The 21,021-nt window shown below is 61.3% G+C and carries 11 protein-coding genes and 1 pseudogene; 5 read left to right on the top strand and 7 right to left on the bottom strand.

Going from position 1 to position 21,021, the window contains the following annotated elements:
• Positions 1-740: 740 nt before the first annotated feature.
• From IHQ72_RS36845 to IHQ72_RS36815, 7 genes and pseudogenes are all read right to left on the bottom strand, one after another.
• A complete protein-coding gene (locus tag IHQ72_RS36845; RefSeq protein WP_258124223.1) occupies positions 741-1,706 on the bottom strand; it encodes an ArdC family protein in 966 nt (321 codons plus the stop codon).
• Between the two features lie 228 nt (positions 1,707-1,934).
• Complete coding sequence (locus IHQ72_RS36840; protein ID WP_258124222.1) at positions 1,935-2,990, bottom strand: Fic/DOC family protein; 1,056 nt, start codon at positions 2,988-2,990, stop codon at positions 1,935-1,937.
• 71 nt (positions 2,991-3,061) lie between these two features.
• Positions 3,062-3,268 (bottom strand): antitoxin VbhA family protein, encoded by a 207-nt coding sequence (locus IHQ72_RS36835; protein ID WP_258124221.1) that lies wholly within the window; start codon positions 3,266-3,268, stop codon positions 3,062-3,064.
• Positions 3,269-3,387: 119 nt separating this feature from the next.
• Entirely contained in the window at positions 3,388-3,720 is a 333-nt protein-coding gene (locus tag IHQ72_RS36830; RefSeq protein ID WP_258124220.1) for a DUF736 family protein, read from the bottom strand.
• A 398-nt stretch (positions 3,721-4,118) separates the two neighbouring features.
• Positions 4,119-4,640 carry a thermonuclease family protein gene (locus IHQ72_RS36825; RefSeq protein WP_258124219.1) on the bottom strand — a complete coding sequence of 174 codons (522 nt, stop codon included), beginning with the start codon at positions 4,638-4,640 and terminating at the stop codon, positions 4,119-4,121.
• Positions 4,637-5,917: a plasmid replication protein RepC gene (repC, locus tag IHQ72_RS36820; protein WP_258124218.1), complete on the bottom strand. Its 1,281-nt coding sequence runs from the start codon at positions 5,915-5,917 to the stop codon at positions 4,637-4,639. The genes IHQ72_RS36825 and repC overlap by 4 nt, the downstream gene beginning before the upstream one ends.
• Before the next feature lie 469 nt (positions 5,918-6,386).
• Positions 6,387-7,253: pseudogene (locus IHQ72_RS36815) on the bottom strand (IS5 family transposase).
• A gap of 314 nt (positions 7,254-7,567) precedes the next feature.
• Here IHQ72_RS36815 and IHQ72_RS36810 point away from each other — a divergent pair.
• From IHQ72_RS36810 to IHQ72_RS36790, 5 genes are all read left to right on the top strand, one after another.
• The gene (locus IHQ72_RS36810; RefSeq protein WP_258124217.1) at positions 7,568-8,125 is read left to right on the top strand and encodes a hypothetical protein; all 558 of its coding nucleotides are present in this window, start codon (positions 7,568-7,570) and stop codon (positions 8,123-8,125) included.
• Positions 8,126-8,801: 676 nt separating this feature from the next.
• Positions 8,802-12,731, top strand: coding sequence for a S8 family serine peptidase (locus IHQ72_RS36805; RefSeq protein WP_258124215.1), 3,930 nt, complete (start codon positions 8,802-8,804; stop codon positions 12,729-12,731).
• A 75-nt stretch (positions 12,732-12,806) separates the two neighbouring features.
• The gene (locus IHQ72_RS36800; RefSeq protein ID WP_258124212.1) at positions 12,807-14,486 is read left to right on the top strand and encodes a hypothetical protein; all 1,680 of its coding nucleotides are present in this window, start codon (positions 12,807-12,809) and stop codon (positions 14,484-14,486) included.
• Positions 14,483-16,963 (top strand): phospholipase D-like domain-containing protein, encoded by a 2,481-nt coding sequence (locus tag IHQ72_RS36795; protein ID WP_258124210.1) that lies wholly within the window; start codon positions 14,483-14,485, stop codon positions 16,961-16,963. The genes IHQ72_RS36800 and IHQ72_RS36795 overlap by 4 nt, the downstream gene beginning before the upstream one ends.
• A 112-nt stretch (positions 16,964-17,075) precedes the next feature.
• Positions 17,076-20,987, top strand: coding sequence for a M20/M25/M40 family metallo-hydrolase (locus IHQ72_RS36790; protein WP_258124208.1), 3,912 nt, complete (start codon positions 17,076-17,078; stop codon positions 20,985-20,987).
• The last annotated feature ends 34 nt before the right edge of the window (positions 20,988-21,021 follow it).

Raw genomic sequence — 21,021 nt, 5'->3', positions numbered from 1 at the left:
TAGATCGACACTCTCTAAAAACGATTTTTGGCGCAAAGACGCTAAGCAAGCGTCATTATGTCCGATTCGTTCGATCCGGCAAGAAATTTTAAGTTAACAAAAGGTTAACGGCCTCGCGGCAGCGGAATCACGTGATCCGATTCATGCAATTGAATAGGCTACACAATTTGCCGATTTTGTCAGCGGACAAATTTCCTGCTTTCTGCAGCCGTCAGTTAGTCTTCGCAAGTATATCGCCGATCATCATGCCGTGCGGGAAGCCGTCACGGGTGCTGCTCACCCCTTCCACTTAGGGGAAGACGAGTTCACGTGAAACTTTGCGTTTGCCAAGAAGACACACCACCGAAGCTTTCGGATCCAGGGCAGGGCAGGGGGATGGCGCCGTGTCGATCACCCCATCCGGGAATGTTGTCCTGCAATGACGATTGCAGCATGTCCGACTGTTTTTCGAAAACAAGCCCGCGCCTCGGGCGGAGAGCGCGGGCCGATCGGGTTGGGCCCCGATTTGTGGCGGGCAACGCGGGGCGGGCCGCTGCTCACAGATAATATTAGTATACGCTAATGTCATGCTGTCAAGATCGGCAACTTCCTCCGGGGTCGGGGATCAATTAACGGAGCCGAGGGCGCCAATCGCGCCCGGTTCCCAACTGATCCGAGGCGGTGACGTACCTGCTTTGGCACATGAGCTTCGCATCGTGATTAAGAAGGGCCGCCGCCCCGGAGCCTGCTCGCGATGCGCATTATTGCATTATGGTTCGAGCCTCAACGCCCGCTGCATACGCCAATGAGTCGGTGCAGGGCGCCAATTGCGACGCGCCCTGCAGCTCAGGCTGGCTTACATGCAACTGCTGAGCGTGCATCCAGTCGGCAGCGACCTGCGCCTTCGCAGCGGCCGTAATGATGGCCCTCTTGTCATTCTTCAGGACAGCGAGCCAGCTCGCCAGATAAGCGGCTGTGTTGCCGCGCGGATCATGCGCCACGCCCAAGTCGGCACACAGAAACGACGCCGCGAGCTCCGCAACGAGCTCCTCGACGGCATAGCCTTCACTGCCGAACCTGCCCGTCAGATCGCGGTCCAGGCGATGCTTTGCGCCGGACCAATGCGAAACCTCGTGTAGCAAAGTTGAGTAAAGGTGCACCTCGCTGTCGAAACGCCCGCGGTCAGGCATGAGGATGTCGTCGATGCTGGGCCGGTAGCAAGCTTTGGTGCCACCGTAGCTGACGCTTGCGCCGGTGTTCTGGACGAACCGTTCGACGGTCTCGATGTGCGGAACCGGATTGTCCGGCAGCTCCTCGGCCGGGCTGAAGAACCTGTCCGGCATGTCCTCGATCTGCTCAACATTGAAGACGGTGTAGCCCTTCAGATATGGAATCGCGCGGTCTTCGTCGTCTTCGTTATCCTTCGGAGTGAACGTGCCGTACTTAACGACAAGGGTGCCTTTTTCGCCCTTGCGGACCTGACCACCGAAGTCCTGGGCCTGCCGGTAGGTCATCCAGGTGTTTTCCTCGTAGCCGAACGTCTGGCCTGCGACCCACAGCATGATGACGTTGATGCCGCGGTAGGCCTCGCCGGTCGCGCGGCGCGGGATGATCGAGCTTCGGCGGGCATTGCCGCGCCAGGGGCGGATCCAGGGTTTGGTGCCGGCTTCAAGCTGCTCGACAATGGTGTCCGTGATGCGCTGGTAGGTGTCCTTGATGCTCGTCATGGCCGTCTCCATCCGTTGGTTGACGGCAAAGACCGGAGATAGCCGAAACGAGCTCATGCACCCCGAAGGGGCCGCAACGGAGAGGAGGACCGCGACAGCGGTTGCATGGGGGAGGGGCTATCGTAGCTTGTCCGTCAAATCACCCGACGGATTGAGGCGGCCGGCCGCATCGATCACGCCTGGCCGGTCAACTACTGTTGCTGAGAGGCTTGCCGCCTGCGGACGCTGTCACCGTTCGCGGTCATCGCTATCGCGCTCGCGAGCCCGCTGCGCCGCGATATCCGTCTCGATGGCCTTCCGCTCGGCAGGAGGCGTGTCTTGCCGGGTCGCTTCGGCGCGTTCGGCTTGCACGGGCGCCTCGATGGCCTGTGGCTCACGGCCAAGGCGGGAAAAGTCGGATCGGGCGGTGAAGGTGATTTCCGCTTCATCATCGGGCAGTCGCTCCGGGAGGTCTGCGCGATCGACGGCGATGATCCGTTCGTCCGAGACGATGCTGGCGACACGGTCGTCGTGCCCGAGCACCTGGCCGGTCACTTCTTCGCCTGGGCGGGCTGTGCGAACGTTGTGTTCAAACGGTACCTCGCCGCGCACCTCGAGGTCGGACAACGCGGCGCGAAGGGCTTCGCGGCGATTCGGGTCTACCGCGTCCTCGAGCACATGTTTCATGGCAGCGCTTGACGGGTCGTTCGTGGTTTCGATCGACGCCTCGATCATGCGCGGCTTGGTGATGACGGTGAAATCGACCTCATGGCCGTAGTGACGGCCAAGCTCGGCAATGAACGCCTCCTGGGTGCGTCCGTTGCCCTCGCGAAAGGGATGTACATAATTGAGCTCGGCCATGACCTGGCCCGCACGCTCGGCAAACTGCTCTGGCGTTGAATTGCGCAAAACGTCTGGATCACGGATAGCCTTCAACGCCTCGTCGAGCCCCATCTCGATGCGGGAGCCGTGCAGGAATGCCGTGCCGCCTTTGGAGAGGCCACCGATCGGCTCCACGCGCTGCCCGTCCACGATCGGGCTTTCATTGCGCGCGTGCCCGGCCCATTCATAGACGTCCTGAAAGATATGGCCGTGAATAGCCTTAAGATGCGCCTTGTCGAATTGCCCTTGCGGGCCGTCGCCTTCGGCAATTTCCGCCATGCGGAAAGCCGTGGCGCGGTATTCTTCGATGCGGAGTTCGGAATGAGTCTCGATGCCGAACTTATTACGCAGCACATCGGTGCGATCGGGATCGTCCGACGTGTTCGGATAGAAATAAGAACCTTGGGCAGGGCTGTCGGACATGGGCAAGGTCAACAAAAAAAACCGCCTGCGTAGGGCAGGCGGCCTTCGCCTCTAGAGGTTGGGAGTCTCGATTACGCCCGTTTCGCCGGACGCACGACGAGCAGGCGATACTCTTCGCGGGTGATGTCGCCGGCGACATAGGCCGCCGTCGCTTCCTCCAGCACCGGATCGTGGGTGTAGCCCTGCCGGATATTGGCCGCGCGAGCCTGATCCGTCGCCTTGCGACGCCGGACAACGGCCTCCGGCGAGCGGTCGGGACGGGTCGAATGAATGTTCATCAACAGATCTCCAATGGCAAAAAACTTTAGCAGAAAAACCGCCGAAAATCGAGCGGTTTGCGGCATTTATCGACCTGTGAAGGGATGCGCCCGGCTCAGGGCCGGGCGCTTCACGTCAATCAATCGCGGGGATCCCATTCGATGATCGCCTGCAGGGTAGGATCGTCCTGGCCGGGGAAGCGGCCGAGATTGGCGTTGAAGCCGAGACGCTTGATCGACAGCGTGTAGTAGGGCTTCTTCGCCTCGCTGGTCTTCTTCCAGATGCCGCCGACCTCGATGTCATAGCCGCGCGGGGATTTGGCATAGACGCGGTGAGTCGGGGCTTTCTCGTTGCTCGAGTCGAACGGGACAACGTGGATGTCCAGGTCGCGATCGATGGTGGAGATAAGGCCGTTGCCCTTGGCGGCGTCCAGGTCGTCGGTGTCGAACTGGATGAAGTTGGTGGTGGTCATGTCAGTCACTCCTCTTTGGTGGTTGCGACGATTGTTCACGGGCACGGCAGAAAGCGGTGCGCACCGCAGGCCGAAGCACAGCGGAGGAAGCCGGTGGCCGGAAAAATTTGCTGCGCGAGGAAGCCGCAGGCGGGGAAATTTTTGCGGACCCCGGATTTGCGCAAGCCCCGTCGACGTGCGAACGAGCGTCAAAAGCAACCGCCATGGAGGGGTGAGGGATGAACATCATTGGCTATCTGCTTCCGGATCGGTGACGGCCTGAAGCGGCAAGAAGTGACCCTATTCTATTCACAATTTGCGCCGTTACAACGGGTTACTGCCACTTAACGCAGAAATCGAGAAGCAAACTGCTTCACCGCTTATGCCAATTTATAGCGCCTATTTGGATATATGCCAGGTCAATGAGCTGGAGGCTTTTTAGCGCGCCGGTAGAGATGCGGACTTTCGATCTCGGCCGACCAGAGCCCAAGCCTTCGGTCTCGGGCGCTGTTCTCGGCATCGCCATACTCGACCAGGTTGATCGGATGGGACGACGGCAGATATCGAAGCATCGACTCGGCAAGCCCGGCGCGGACCATCGCCAGCCCGACATCGGTTTCCTTGTAGAAGCAGTGCCCCACCCGGCGGCGATACCGATCGCGGTCGATGATCCGGCAGCTGACGTGTTTCCCATCGATCATTCGCCGAAGAAAGGCCCGGCCCTCAATGCCACATTGCCAGACCTTGCCATTGCGAAGGCCTGTCTGGCCGAGCTCGCAAGCGTCGATCGCCGCGATCCGGATGCGCTGCTGGCGCACGCTGATCGTGTCTCCGTCGATCACCCGGACAGTGCCGGACCAGGTGGCTGGATCGGCCGCGGCTGCGCCGACGCCGATGCAAACTATCGCGACCGCAGCCGCCAATGCCGCTCGGAACCTCAATTCAACGCCTCCGTCATGTTGCGCGCCAAGAGCCGGAACACTGACCGGGCAAGATGAAGCTCGCCGGCGGCCGCGCGCTCTGTCATGGCCCGCAAATAGCCGCCCGGCGAGGTAACTTCTTGCCGGTCGAACTTCTGCAGCGTCACCGCGACCGCCACGGCCGCCTGCTGCTCGCCCATTTGGTCGACCGCGCGGCGGCGCGCATCGTCGGAAATTCCAGCAATTCGGCACATTTGGGGCACGATTCGCGCCAATTCGGCCCACGTATGGGGCAGGGCAAAGCCGTAGGTGTCTAGCGCCGGTATCGCCCGCACCAAGTCCTGCAACGCCACAAGCGCCTGTGGCGGGTGCTTCGGTTCGTTGACTTGGCGCGAGCCGCCCCCCAGGCTTGCTTCATAAGCCCATTGGCTGGCAGACCCAGCCTCTAGCAAACTGAGTTGTTCGGCGTGAGCCGAACGCCGATTCTCGTTACTGTTCACAATAGGATCAGGGTTTGTAATCTGTCTGTGCATGTCGTTTTCGGCATTCGCGCTTGCCGAATTTTCTGTCACCAACGCGGATTCCGAACGACGGCAGAGCTGCAGGGCTCGTTCGATGAGCCACTCGAACAGCGCCGTAGCGCGGCGCAAAACTGCGCTCGACGCCTTTGCGGCAATACCGACAACCGCAACGACCCGCTCAAGTCGCGCCTCAAGCCGTGATCGGGCGCGCTCTGAGAGTCCGGTGGCGGTTGCCAAAGCGTACCGGAGATTGCGCAGCGCCCCACGATAACGGCGCAGCGCAGCGCTTGCGGCTGCTTTCTCGGCTTTCGCCTGCCGTACCAGCCCATCGAGCTCGCGGTAACGAACAATCAGAATGCGCATATCGATGCCGCAACCGTCGACAATCAGACCGTCGGCGTTGCGGTGCGGATAGCGCTTGTAATTGCCGCTGTCCTGCATGGTGACGAGCCCGGCGTCGAAGAGGTTCGACAGCATGCGACTGACCCGTCCGACCGAGCGATTGATCTCGAAGGCGAGCTGCTGGTTGGACTTGAAGATGATCGGCCGCCCGTCTTTGTCAAAGGCCTCAGGCGACGCCGTGTTGACCAACGTGACCAGAAGATGGCTTTCGCTCGCGTTAATCAAGCCCGTGCAAGGCAGGTTGTGCGCGAGCACGGCAAGCTGCCCGCGTGTCACCGATCCCATCTCGGCTGACTCTGACAGTCGCCGGTATTCAGTGCGCTGGGGCGTCACTCTGCGGCCGATCGGCAGCTTCAGTGGCACAGTTTCTCCCATTCTCGTCTCCTTTTTGTTGGAGACCAGGCAAAGCAATCCCGTTCACCGAAACGGCGTTTTTCAGGTTGACAGAGGAAGGGAGGTTTGCGACAAGGTCTTGGCTAAATTGATTTATTCGCAAACCGCTTCCGGGATTCGTTTCGGGGCGGTTTTTCTTTTTCTGGTCGGTCTATTTTCTCCGTCGTAAGCGCTAGATTGCGTGGCCCGGAATCATTGATTCCGAGTGATTTGCAGAACCATAACCTGAATAGCCAAAATGGCGCAACAATTGCACTACCATCGGTAGCAGACAAAACCGGTTCGGAGCCTAACAGGGCCGTTTGCTTGGCTCTCAGCGTGTTTTCGATCCCAAGTCCCTCCCTTGCGCACTGCGCGCGTGATACCATTTCGGATACATGGACGTAAGCAAGACAACGGTGCGGGTAACCAAACCGGTGTTTGCTAGGCGGGAGGGGATCGGGCCTCCCCTTTATGGGCTGGGGGCAATTGGTTGCTCTAAGAGTCCGTTTTGAAAATCAGGATGGGCATTTCGTCGGATCATGTTTCCACCCATGGCGACGAGGATCATGGCGTGAGAGACGTCGATGCGCTGTTCATAATCGCGCACGAGGCGTCGCCAGCGCGTCATCCATCCGAAGGTGCGCTCGACGACCCAGCGACGGGGCAGGACCTGGAAGCCCTTCTGGTCGGATCGGCGGATGATCTCGACGACGAAGTCGAGATAGGCGGCTTTGTCCATGAGCTTCAGCCGGTCATAGGCGCTGCCGGCGAACAGATGCTTCACCCAGGGGGCAACGCTTGCGGATGCCGTCCAGGACCGCCTGAGCCCCGGCACTGTCGGAGATGTCGGCGGTGGTGAGGTTGACCATCAAGAGCCGCCCATCCGTATCGACGGCAATGTGTCGCTTGCGCCGACAATCTTCTTGCCGGCGTCGTAACCCCTTGTTTCAGCTTGCGGAGCCTTGACCGACTGGCTGTCGATCACGCCAGCCGTGGGACTGGCCTCGCGCCCAGCCCGCTCGCGATCCAGCATCAGCGCCATGTCGTGGATGGTTTGGAACAGAAAACGCCGCGCCAACTCGCGGAACCAGCCGTAGACCGTCTGCCACGGCCCGAAATGGATCGGCACCATCCGCCAACCGCAACCGGAACGGACCAGGTAGCGCACGGCGTTGATCACCTCCCGGAATTCAACCTCGCGCGGACGGCCGCGGCGCCCAGGCTTGGGCATTAGCGGAGCGATCTGCTCCCATTCCTCGTCCGTCAAATCGGATGGGTAGCGCTTGGTCTTCTTGGCGATCTGGGCCATTCGCCCGCGGCTCTGCTCGCTCCACATTCAGAGCTTGAATCACAAATCGCTTCACCGCAAAACCCCACCCCACCAGCGCCTGCGTGAGCGGCTCGGTTGTCATGGCGTACCAGCGAAAACCAAGGGAGAAGTGCGTCTTGAGGAGGGCTAAATTGGAGTTTCCGGCACGCAACAAACTTCGGTGTCGCCGAGCTTGGAGCAGGTGGACGCTCACCACGGCGGTTTGCTCTTGCCGACCCCGTCCTTTTGTAACAGTCTCGGCTCAACAAAGACCGGTCATCGGGTGGATGTCGGTTTATCGGGCTTTGCGCCTCCTACGGAGGTGAGCCATAAAGAAAGTCATGCTTGTGGACCTTGAGAACCAGAAACGACTTCGTGACGCCCTACAGCGCAGAGGATCGTCGAAGGAAGACCCGAAGCCGCTCAATGAGGCGGCGCAACGCACGGCGTCCATGTTGGAGAAATGGAATCTCGTCTTGAAAGATATTAGCGACGTGGTGGCAGAGGTTAGCCCCCAGCTTGGTGGCACAGAAGGAGTTACTCCGGACGATCAGTGCGAGGAAGTGGTTCTGTCAACGTTGCCACCGGAGGCTTGTACGCCGCCACTGTTTGTTGAGGCGCACATTGCACTTAGAAACTTGAGTGAAAGAAAAAACGGATGTCCGACCGTTCGCTTCATGCATTTCGAGGTGCAAACCAGTGGCGAGGTTCGCGTGCTTTTTTACACTTTGGACGAAGAGCACAAATACCAGGAACCCTTTGACTTTATGTCGTCCGCTCGTCGGCACTATGAAGATACAATCGTACGCTTTCTCGAAAAGGCTCTCACTGCCTCGGCCTCTGGAACTGCTGAGCGTGTCGCCCGATATCAGTTGAACGAATATTTGCGGAATTCGTAGGTGATTGCGCTCGCGCGGCTCTTTGTCCACTTACATCCGATTCTGCACCGTGGCCGGATACGCCGAAGAGCGCTGCTACGACGATTTGAAATTCATCGTCGACGATGTCCTGCTAGAGACGACAACAATTGAAAGTCGCTAGAGTGACGGCAGTAGCAGCCAGGACCCAGGCGGGGGCTTGGGTTGGTCCCCGCTCCTACCTGCTGCTGTCCCTTACAAATCAGGGACAGCGCAACCTCCATCTTATGTCAGGCAACAGGGCGACGACAGCGGAGCAATTTGGGTCAATTCTGCTGAGCCCACCGCGATGTTCTGCGCTCAGCGAACGCCAGGCTGCGTCTGGAGCTTTGGAACAAACCATGAATAAATAGTGTTTTCGAACTCGCCGGGATTACCTTATCTGGTGCTAGCGCGAAATGGTCCCGTCGCCTGGAGCGCAACAGCCCCTGGAGTGAATCGAGCAACAGGCGTGTAGGCGGGCTGCCAACTCTCTCGATCGCCACCCATTCGAGTGCGACGAGCAAAGAAAAATTTGTCAGATACCAGTTGAACAAATTCGGCGGATAGTATTGTATTTTTGAAGGCGTGTGTCGACGTGGGCTAGTAAATGCCCCATCGGCGGTGAAAAAATTAAGTATTCATAACGCCTTAGGGGTGGCGAAAACGCTGCAATTAAATGGGCAAGAAACCGAAGACGCGGGGATCGAAGCGCACGCAGGCCGCGACGCCTGATACGACAGTGCTGGATACCGTCGACACGGGGTCGCCGTTCATACCGGCCGGCGTGGGCGAAGGTTTATCTGGCGCTGCCGCCGGTCGCCCGCCCGCGCCAGAGGGAGATCTCGTCGTCGAAGTTGAATTGGCGCCGAACGCAAACGCGATCGGTTCCGCACTTGCGGCCAACACCGCAGGCTATCTGGCTGACACTGCCGGCGCCGCGCCTTCCGACGTAGCGATGCGTGGCGTGCTGCGTCAGTACGGATTGCGCGAGGCGCGCCCAGTGTTTACCGGAGCGCAGGTTCAGGCAGAGCAGGCGCGTCTTGATGCGCTTCGCGCTGCATCGGCCAGCTCCGCATCGGCCGAGCAGGCGAGTGCGCTCGAGCGCCTGCCACCGCTGTCGAGCTTCCTCCGGCTGCACTTTCCGCCAGGCACGCCTCCATCCGAGGTGATGACAGCGCTCAAGCGGCTGCCGGAGGTCAACAAGGCGGTCATCGTGCCGAAGGCCGCGCCTCCTATGCTTGCCCTGTCGGAGCCCGTGCCGATTGATCCCCAGATCGGCGAAGGGCCGCTGCAGCCGGATCCTGCGACCGGACTGGAATCGCAGTGGTATCTGCACCGCACCCGCGTGCCGGAGGCCTGGCAGTATTCCCGCGGCGCGAATGTCATCGTGGCAGACATCGACTGGGGGTTCCGCACATCCCACCAAGAATTTTCGGCGGCCATTGATCGCACCTACAATGCAGTGGACGGCGGCGCAGACGTTACGCAAGGATCACACGCGGCGCACGGAACCGCAGTGCTCGGCATAGCTGGAGCGCGCGCTGACGGCGTCGGCATGGCCGGCTACGCGCCTGAAGCTATGCTCTGGGCAGTCCAGGGCGACAGCGGTCCGAGCCCGCCGGTTTTCGAGGAGCCGTGGGCCGAGGCGATCGACTTTGTTCGCCGCACCGTCACGCCGAACCGGCGCAAAGTAGTGATCGTCGAGATCCAGACCGTGCTCGGTGGCAATTTCGAGCAGATCCCGTCTGTGCATAGGGCGATCCGGGCCGCGATCGCCGACGGCTGCGTCGTCTGCGTGGCCGCAGGGAACGGCAATCGCCCGGCCGACAGGACCGATTCCAACGAGCCGTTCGATCCGACCGGCTCGATCCTCGTCGGAGCGACCGCATTCGATGCCACGTCCAACAAGCGCGCTTTCTTTAGCAACTACGGCAGCCGCGTCGTGGTCTCGGCGCCCGGGGACTTGAACCACGACCTGACGTGCGGTCATGCGTCGGACTCGTCTTACCGCAACGGCTTCGGCGGCACTTCTGGCGCGACGCCGAAAGTCGCCGGCACCGTCGCCTTGATGCTGTCAGTCAATCCTGATCTCACGCATGGCGACGTCCGGGATATTCTTTCCGGAACGGGCTCGACGCTGGTTGAGGATCCCGGCAAGCCGATCGGCACGTTCCTCAACGCCGAGGCAGCAGTGGCCGAGGCCCTGCGTCGCCGCAGCCTTGGCCAGCCTGGGGAGGCACTGCGGACGCCGGCGGGACTGAAGGTGGCTGAGCCGCCGAGAACGAAGCAGGTCCACGGCATCAATCGTCGCCAGAGCCAGTTGGTGCTGCCCAAGAACACCGGCGGGCCGATCAGCTGGGAGACAGTGGCCGAAACTCCGATTGTTGCCGACGCGGCGTCCGGCGAGCACCTTCCGGCTGGCGACAAGACGCTTCGGAGCTTTCGCGAAAGCGTCGAGGGCACCCTTACGCAGCAGGATCGTATTCTGATCGTCGGGCAGGCAATCCAGATGCTCGACAATTTCTACGTCCATCGCCCGCTGAAGGAAGCCATCCACGCGGTGCGCCCGATCCAGCGACTTCGCGTGCTCCAGCGCCGGCTGCTGCAGGAGAGCAATATTCCTGCCGGCGAACAGGACGAACTGGCGTTTCACAATACCCTAACTCAAGTTTTCAACTCGGTACGCGACCTCCATACGAACTATCAGCTTCCGCGTCCCTACCGCGACTATATCGCCTACCTGCCTTTCGAGGTCGCCCCGTTTTACGAGAACGGCGTGCGGAGGTACTTGGTGACGCGTGTGCTGACCGGCCATCAATTCGCCGCTCCCGAATTCGGGCCGGGCAGCGAACTCTTTTACTGGAACGGAATGGCGATCGAGCGCGCCGTACGCGCAAACGCCGATCAGACCGCCGGGAGCAACGACGCGGCGCGCCACGCCCGGGGGGTCAGTTCGCTGACGATCCGGCCCATGAATACCGCCCTGCCGCCGGATGCCGATTTCGTCGACATAGAATTTCTGCCGCGAGGCGGCGACCCCCAGGATTTGTCAAAGCGACAGCAGATGCGGCAGCAATGGCTGGTCCGCTATTCGCCGACCACGTCCGCCGGCTCCGACAAGGCGGCCGTGTCGTCGCCGCCTGCGCAAATTCAGCCGCAATCTCCGCAGCCGACGCCCGAGGCAGTCTCCTTCGCGGCGAATTCGTCTGTGGATTTCAGCCGACACAGCGTGGCGCGATCGAAGAGCATCATCTTCGATCAACCGGCCGCCATGGTGGCTCCGCCGGAGGCGCCGCAACTGGCGGCAGCCGCCGTAGCCCCAGCGACGGTGTCGCGAAACCTCGCGCTGGCGGCGGTGCTGGGCCTCGACACTTCGGCGGACGCGGTGCGGGAGGCGCGACAGATCATTTTCGATTCGGAGGCCTTGCGGAACCTGCAGAGCGCCAACTTCGGCGATGAGGTCGCGGGCGCAGGCTTCTTTGCCAGCGCGTCGCCCGAGTCACTGCACGAAAATCAAACCGGCCAGGAGATCAGCGTCAGAGCGCCCTGGAACGTGGCGTTCCGGGCTCGCACCATCGACATTGGCGGCGTGACCTACGGCCATATCCAGATCAGGACATTCTACGTCGAAGATCCCGACGGCTTCGTTGCGGAGTTCATCCGGTTGCTCGCCAGCACGCCGGCAAGCGGATTGATCCTCGACGTGCGAGGCAATGGCGGCGGCAGCATCCCGGCGGCGGAACGGGTGCTCCAGACGCTCACGCCCACAAGAATCGAACCTGAACGCCTGCAGTTCGTCGTGACGCCCGGCACGCTTGATCTGTCGCGCAACAACCCGGCCGGTTCGCAGATTCCGCTCGATCAATGGCGCCCATCACTTGAGGAGGCGGTCGAGACGGGTGCCCTGTACTCTCATGCCTTCCCGCTGACGGATCCGGCCAGCGCCAATGCGATCGGGCAGCGCTATTACGGGCCCGTCGTGTTGGTGGTCGACGGCAATTGCTATTCCGCAACGGACATGTTCGCGGCCGGGTTTCAGGACCACCGCGTCGGCAAGATCCTGGGCATTGCCACTAATACGGGCGCGGGCGGGGCGAATGTCTGGGAGCACTGGCTCCTGAACCTTGTCCTGCCGACGGGCTGGGGCCTGAGGCCGCTGCCCAACGAAGCCAGCATGCGCGTAGCCATACGACAGTGCCTGAGAGTCGGACCGCGCGCAGGAGCATTGCTCGAAGATTTCGGTGTCGTCCCCGATGAGGTACACAGACCCACCCGCGCCGATGTCATGGACGGCGATCGAGAGTTGCTCGCCCGCGCGGCGGAACTCCTCTCGAAGGAACCGCGTCGAGAGATCGGCGTCGCTATAGGCCCCGCCGATCCCGCCCAGCCGGGCTTTCGCCTGGTGACGATCAACACAGTCGGACTGACTAGGCTGGATTTTTACGTCGAGGACAGGCCCGAGGGGAACGTCAATCTCAATCCGGACGCGGCAGGCAAGGCCACGCTGACGCTGCCCATGAAGGCCGGGTCGAACATCCATCTGGCGGGGTTTATCGGACCGGACGATCCTGTCGCTGTTGCGGTCCATCGTGGGCAGGTGGCGTAGAGGCCCTTCTTTCATAGGCCTGGCGCCAACCTGCGGGGGGAACTTTTGATAGGCTGACGGGAGGAGGGGTTTACCTTGACGGTCCTTCGGGAGGAGCAGCGTTTCCCGACGCGCAGCTACCCTTACCGCAAGCGTGCGGTGCCTATGGCCGCGGCTCCCGACGTAGTGCCGGCTCTGGCCAATGTGCTTTACCGCCGCGTCGGTGGGATCGACGTCGAACCGCGACCGATGGACGCCACGGAACTCGGCCGACTGGACGATCCTTTCGGCCGACTGCTGCGCTCGGGCAAGCCGTTTCCATTGACGACACGGCTGCTGATTGCGGCCTTCGATGCAATCGCCGGCACGGCCGACGAGCTCCCGCAGCAGCTGGTCTTTCTGGTCGCGGACGGCGGGCACATCCCGTGGACGCCGCAAACCGAAGAGCTTCGGCGCGGGTTCCGCTTTGTGATCGCGCGCGGCAAAGGCGACTTCACGCTGCTTGTTTCCTCGAGCACGGTGGCCGATTCTGCTGCGGACCAAGCATTTCTGCAGGTCATCGGCTGGGACGACACGAACAAGGTCTTCCATTTCTACGAGCGGCTGGCTGGCACCTACTTCTGGGCGGGAATGTCGACCCATGCGCTGCAGACCGGCACGCGCGGCAAGGGACCCTTCGACAGCCATGTCAACGGCGCGACCGTCATGAAGGAGCTGCGCACCCCGTGGGTCCATTGGCACGCGCCGCAGGCCGGCATCAACGAAAACGCGTTGGCGCCCGATGATCCCCTGCGCAACGATCCGCTGTTCATGGGCCGCGTGAGCGCCGAACGCATGGAGGCGGAGGTTGCCCGGCCGGGTGTACGCCGCTGGAATGCCGCGCGCATCGCCCGGGCGGTCGATGCCGACGGCACCTGGCGCGACGTTCGCCATTTCCTGCGCCAGGCGGTGACGGACACGACGGTGAATCTCGCCACCTCGCAAACCGCGAGCCATCTCATCGACGACACCACGCCGCTCAGGCCCCCGCTGACGTTCTTTCTCAACAGCGACACGCTCTTCGGAACGCTAGGGCTGGAGCCCAATGATCCGTCCGACGCTGACATCTCGGTTCCGGGCCGGCTCTATCGCGAATGTCTCGCACGTTATGACATTCATCGCTCCGACGGCGCGCTGAGGATCGAAGGGGACTCGCACTTCGCGTTCCTGACGCCCGAACCAGCCTTCGAGGACACTCACCTCATCGATGCGCTTGTGCAGGCGGGTTTGCTGACGAGACGCCTCGTCGCCGCGCTCACGATGACGGATTTCCCCAATCCGGTGTTCTCGCCTCGGCGCGCAGCCCTGCTTCGCCATGTGCCGACTCTCGCTCGGGGACCGAATGCCGCAGAAGCGCTGGAGTCGGAATTCGTGGCAGCCGTGCGCGCGGCCGCAGACCATCAGGCCAACCGAGCCGACAGTCCTGAGCGGGAGTTTCTGTCGAACTACGACACGGACAATTTCGATGCCACCTTCAGGCAACGCATTGCCGTATATCTCAGGCACTTGAAGAGCGGCATGGCCGATCCCGAGACATGGGACGGCTGGTTCCGCCTCGCCGAGTACCGGCGGCGGCGCTTTCGCCGCAAGCCGCTGGCGGAATTCGCCCTAACCACGCCGCGCAGCAACATCGCGCCGACCGCCGCGCCGCTGCGTATGACGGCGCTCGGCCGCGCGGAACCTCTTCACCCATCCGAACCCGACGAAACTCAACCGCCCCAAGGAGAGATTTCATGAACTTGTTCGATCCGCCCGGATTTGTCGATGACCTCGATTCAGCCGGCAAGGAGGACTGGAGCCAGTTAGTCTCCGGTTGGCTCGACGCGGCGCGAGAGGGAAATCCCGACGCCAATGACGGGCCGCGCAACCAGTTCTTCAATCCGCTCGCCAATCCGCCCGCCGGCGACGTCGAAGTGGCGGTGATTTCCTGGAACGCGTTTCCGCGTCAGGTCCGCATCAATTCCTTGAGCGACATGCAGCGCTGGCGCCGGGCCGATGCCAGCCGCGACGTCCAGGACGAATATTGCGAATGGAGCGTTGTCCGCGATCCCGCGACCGGCAAGATCGTGCGGGTCGATTTCACTTGCGAAGCCCCCGAATACTGGGAGTTCCTCGCCAGCCAAGATCCAGACAAGGTCGTAGCACTCTATCGCGAGCTTGTCTCGCCCACGGTGCGGCGCGAGGATCTCTTTGTCGGCGGAAGCTATCAACGCAGGAACCGGTTCAACAACTTGACCAGCGGCGGCATCGTCCATCTGGTCCAGGGCGCCAATACGCTCAGGGCGGAAATCGAGCTCGGCGCAGCCGCAACCATCCGCCGCAGACGTGACGGTCAGGACGTCACCGACGCCCAGGGACTGATCAGGTGCTCGCGTTTCGGCGAGCCGGAGCGCAACAGCGATCCGTTCATTGGGGAGCAAGTCAATGCGCAGGCGAGGCGGCTCGCCGACGTCACGCTGAACAACCCAGTCGGGCTCTATCTGCATCAGTTCAATCCGGTCGGCTGGGCGACGCCCGACGGCGCCAATGCACGCGACTTCTGGCGCTTCACGCGCGGCCGCGACGAGCATTTCGTGCGGGCGAGCTACGAGGTTCCGCCCGAGCGCGGATATGTCGTTGGCGACATCAAAATCGACGGCCGGGCGATACAGTTCGGCGCGCAGATTACGGACTTCATCACCATCAAACTGGAGGGAGTCGCGACCCGCATCGGCCAGAGCACGGTTCAACCTTTCAACGGCTGTTGGAGCGAGGGCGCCGCCCCACCTGCGGCGGCGGTGGCGGTTGCCGCGCAAGCGCTGCCCTCCCGCCGAGCCGCGGCCTATGATCTGCGCCCGGACGAGGCAGCCGCCCAACGCGCCGTGTTCGAGGCGCTGCCCGAGCGGCTTCGCGCAGACCTTGAGGCCGCCCCGCCCGACGAAGGCGCCGCCCCGCCGGCCTTGCTGCCCTATCCACGATTGCCCGACTCGGACTTCATTGCGCGGCCCGTCTCCGGCAGGGTCATGGCCTATGCGTCGCCGGACTCCACCTATGCAGTCACCAAGAAGCTGATCGACAGCGCGACCGCGTCGCTCGTCGTCGGCATCTACGACTTCAGCGCCGCCTACATGATGGAGCACCTGAAGCGCGCGATGCGGCGCGGCGTCACGCTGTCGCTGATGCTCGACACCAATTCCGCCGACGAGCGTGAGGTGCTGGACGATCTGACCAGGCTCGGCGCGAACTGCGTCAAGGCACCGTCCAGCTCGTCCGGAAATCCCGTGGCCTATTTCGGCAACGCGCACGAGAAGATCATCGTGGTCGATGGCGAGATCGTCATGATCCAGAGCGGCAACTGGTCGGAAAACAGCATTCCATTCAACGAGGGCGACGGCGTGGTAATAGGCGCGTTCGAGCCCGGCAATCGCGACATGGGACTGGCGGTCGAATCGCGCGAGCTCGCCGCCTTCTTCGCCGGCCTTGTCGCCCGCGACATGCGGCTCGCGCAAGGGCAGCCGCCGGACGCGGTTCCGCCCGATGCGCCGGCGGCGGCCACACCGGCCAGCGACATCTTCTTCGAGGCGGCGCCGCCGGAGGTCCCGACCAGGCTGTTCTCCAGCATCACCGTCACGCCGGATACGCCGATCGACGTCACCCCAGTCGTCACGCCCGAGAACTTCCATAAGACGGTCAAGGCTCTGCTCAGATCGGCGCGGCACAGCGTCAGGATCGAGCAACAATATATTCGCGGCGGCCAAACCGCGGTCGAGGAGCTCCTTCAGCAAATCGCCGAAGCGCGCGCCGATCATCCTAGTCTGGACGTGCGTATCATCGTCTCGAAAAAGTTTCTCGATGGAGACAAGAAAGTAAAATTCCTGAAGGCCATGGACGATTTTGAATTCTTGTTCGATACCAACTATCGGTATCTTTCGCTGCGCCATTTCGTCCACTGCCACAACAAGCTGATTGTCGTCGACGAGAAGAAGGTGCTGCTCGGCTCGCAGAATTGGTCGACGACCGGCCTGGTGTCCAACCGCGAAGCCAGCCTGCTGCTCGAGCACGCGGGTATCGGCGGCTATTTTGCAAAGCTCTTCGATGCCGACTGGAATCTCAGCGAACCTGGCGCTGCCCCGCCCGACTTTATCGATCCCGCCGAGGCGGGCATCCGATCTGCTTCCGACTTTGCACAAGGTGGCGTGGTGATATCCAGCGTGGCCGACTACAGGGACGTTTGAATTCAGCCATGGTTACCGGACTAGCCGAACGTTCAATTTAGAGATCCTTGAAGCGAAAAGACAAGATAGAGCCGGGGCAGGTTTAAGAGCGTCGAGCAATTGGAGGTGTCTCATGCCAGATTCGAGCATTGCAGCGATTTTCTTCGATCTCGGAGACACTCTTGGGACGGCAGTTGTTGGCGGTTGGCCGCCGCGCCTCACTGGATTTGACGTGTTTCCGTATGCCCCGGGGGTCCTCTCAGATTTGAAGGCCCGTGGATTGAAGCTGGGGGTGATCTCAAACACAGGCCCAGAGAAGGGGCCGGCGATCAACGGCGTGATTGAACCAACTGGACTGCTCGCTCACTTTAACCCTGAGCTCATTGTGTACAGTGGTGACGAACCACCGCTCGAAGACGGCACTTCTGTTACTAAGAACCATCCAGAAATCTTTCGGCGGGCCGCCCAGCGAGCCCGTCTAAAAGCTTCTCCTGCCCGGAACTTGTTCGTCGGCGAAGACGCCGGTGAACGGCAGGTCGCCGTGTCCGCCGGGTGGCGAGTTTGCCCTCATCCCCTACTGGTTGGTGAAGTGCTGGCAGGACAACCGCTCCGTTTCGTGCGGATTAACATCCAGCTTGCTCACACAACCGCGCCTTGGCGCGAGGAACTGCAGAAGCGGGCATTTCTACCGATGCAAATGTTTGGGCGTGGCGGCACAGTCGTCTACGGCCTGACAAGCCAACGGGTCGCGTTGGAACTGGTGAACATGCGTTTCGGAGTTGAGTTCCTCGGCGACCCGAACCTTCCTTTGACGACCGATCTTTATTTGCTCCGAGACGATGTCGCCGAGAGGTCGGGTTTCCTTTCTACCGCGGGGGAAGCAGCCCGGGTATTCGGTGCCGCTGGAATGGAGGGACTGATCGTTTCGGCCACACCTGAAGGGGTGATCGCGGCCTTCCCGCCGGAAACTATCGCGGAATTAGACACTTTCCATTTTCACGGAGCGCGGCATGGGCACAATCTGAAACTCGCTGCTGATCCTCTGTTGTGGGAAACGGTCCCTTCTACGGCTCCGCCGAGTGGGTTCGCTCCTGAGATCCCTGCGGTAATTCCGACTGCTGCAGCATCGCTTGCGACAATCACCCCGGTTGAAATTCTTGGCATCGTCAAGCGGTACAGTGGGGCCGCCGCATTGGACGGGGCGGTCGGGGCTTCGGTCACGAGCCGCCATATCCGGCACTCTGACAATGCACGGGCGATAGCCCAGCTCGCGACCGATCTGGAGACCGCCGGGCAAGGCCGATTTCAAGTAAAGCTTCATCGGTTCACTCACGTAGGCTTAGAACTTTTCAACGTCGAAGCTGAGCTAACTGGCGAATCGCCGGAATTGGTGTTCGTGACCGCGCATCTGGATTCTACCGCCGCGTTCCATGAGCCTTATTCGCCGAGTTCTGACCCGGCGCCAGGTGCCGACGACGATGCCAGCGGGATCGCCGGGGTGCTCGCCATAGCCGGGCGGTTTGCCGCACTCGCATCGACCGGACGACCGGCCCGAACAGTCCGGTTCGTGTTGTTCAACGCTGAGGAACAAGGACTGATTGGAAGCCAGGCGTATGCTCGTCGGTCCAAGAGCCGCGGAGAAGCAATCGCCGCCGTCTGGCAAATGGATATGATCGGCTACAATAAGAAATCTCCTCGGAGCTGGGAGGCGCATGCCGGTTTCGAGTTCTCTCCTCCGGTTGAGGCTCTGTCGCGGCGGCTCGCCGACCTAGTTCAAGTGGTTGCGACGCAAGTTTCACCAGATCTTCCTGTAGCGCAGATCTATCACAGTGGATCAAAACCCGTAGGAGATCCGGCCGCCGGGCGCAGCGACCATGCAGCGTTCCATGCCCAGGGCTACCCAGCCATAGTAGTGTCCGAGGATTTCTTCGTCGGCCCTGGAACGGATGCGCCATCACCGGAGGATAATCCGAACTACCATCGACCTGGTGATACAGCCATAGACGAAACGTTTGCTGCAGATATTGCACGTGCGGTCGGTGCCGCGGCCTGGGTCTCGGCTTGGCAAGTTCCCGGCGCAACTTCACCTAACCGAGCTTTCCTTACAACAAAGGAGCGAACCATGCCTGTGACACGCGAACTCGACACTCGGAAACGATCTGGCAGTCAAACCATTTCGACCCCGCCTGGCGAACTGTCCGCGGGTGGCCGTCCTCTTCAAAGCCGGACAAATGCGCTCACCGGGTCGCCGGCCGTCGTTTCTGGACCCGGCTCAACTCCAACGGACAAGTCCCTGATTGAGCGAGCTCTCACGTTCGCCAGATCGCAATCGACGAATCTCGGATTTGCGGCGGGGTCCCCAGCCGAGTTCGTTCCCGATCCGGTCATCCAGCGGACTAGCTCCGGCGCTGCGGCAGTTCACTTGAAGCAACAATATCGCGGCCTGACGGTATTCCAAATGTCCCGCGCCGTCCGATTTAGCCCTTCCGGCCAGGTCGTTGATGCGACAGGAGATACTGCCGCTATTCCTGACGGGGTGGATGTCGAGCCGAAGTTAGCCGTCGAGGATGCGGTTCTGGCGATGGCTACGCACTTGGCCTCGACGGGAAGTGGGGGAAAAGTACGAGACGCGTACGGACAGGAAGCCCAGCTCCCAACTATCGACGTAAAAGACTTCAAGCCCGAAGTCATAGCCGGGTTTCCGCTCCCATCCCGGGCAGCAGTGCTGGACAAGGGTCCGTTTGAAAACCCGATCCCCGCATACCTACTCATTTTCAACCAACCCGGGTTGGCGCGGCTAGCGTGGCACGCGGTCTTCACTTTCCCGGGGTATTCCGATCAGTATGCGATGATCGTAGCGGCGGACAATACCAAGGGCGAAATTCTTTATTGCAAGGGCACGATGCGCCACGCCTCCGCGCGCGGCAGTGTGTTCGAATTCAGCCCTGGGGTTGCGGACCGCCGGCTGATCGAGTTCCCTCGTCCACTGGCCGACTACCCTATAATGCCAAGCAGCCCGGTAACGGGGTTCCCGACTGACTGGGTCGACGTCAATGAAACCATCGGCAACACAACTCGCGCGACACTTAACTTCACAACTAGCACTTTAACCGGAAGTTCTCAAAATGGAGTGATATTGTTCGAGCCCGCCAGTCCCACCGGAGACGAGCAAAAGCTGCTCAACATTTTCTACTTCTGCAGCTATATGCACGACTTCCTGGTTATCCTCGGGTTCGATGAGGCGAGTGGGAACTTCCAGCAGGTGAATTTTACTCACACTGGTTCGGACAAGGATCCGGTCCGGGCGAGGGCTCACAGCGGCGCCGTAAATGGGACTGCCAACATGTCCACCGGTCCCGATGGGCTGCCGCCGTTGATGAATATGGGCCTAGTTGTGTCGACCGGCAATCACACCGCCCTCGACGCAGACGTGGTGTTCCACGAGTATGTCCACGGTCTGACCAACCGTCTGGTAGGCGGAAGGCTGAACGGGCACTCGTTGGACAAACTCCAAAGCGGCGGCATGGGAGAAGGGTGGAGCGATTACTATGCCCTAACAGTTCAGAACTACTTCCGTACACATGAGAAGACAGTAACAGGAGATTGGGTGGTCAGCAACCCTGCAGGTATTCGCCGAGCTCCGTATGATGACTCGTACCCTTTCAACTATGGGGACCTGTCGAACTTCCCCGAGGTCCATGATATCGGGGAAGTGTGGTGCGCTACCCTGATGATGATGACCCGGAAGCTGCGCACCGCGCTCGGGAACGATCAGCAGGGCTACCGCTTGGCGTGGCGGATGGTGACCGACGGACTGAAATTAACTCCGGCAAACCCTACTTTTCTGGACGCCCGAGACGCGATCCTGCGAGCACTCGACGACCTCGGTACCGCAAACCACATCCCACCTGCCGCTCATAACCTCGCGCGGAAGGCGGCGTGGCAAGCATTCGCGCACTTTGGCATGGGGGTGAACGCGACGTCCGGGGATGCGGACGACGTCGATAGTATTGTCGCCGACTTCACCTTGGCACCCGAAGTCTGACATGACCCGCCTTTGAGGAGACCAGGATGGAAAT

The organism is Mesorhizobium onobrychidis (assembly GCF_024707545.1).
GTDB lineage: Bacteria > Pseudomonadota > Alphaproteobacteria > Rhizobiales > Rhizobiaceae > Mesorhizobium > Mesorhizobium onobrychidis.
The sequence above is the reverse complement of the archived record's forward strand: the minus strand, read 5'-3'. Positions and strand labels throughout refer to the sequence as shown.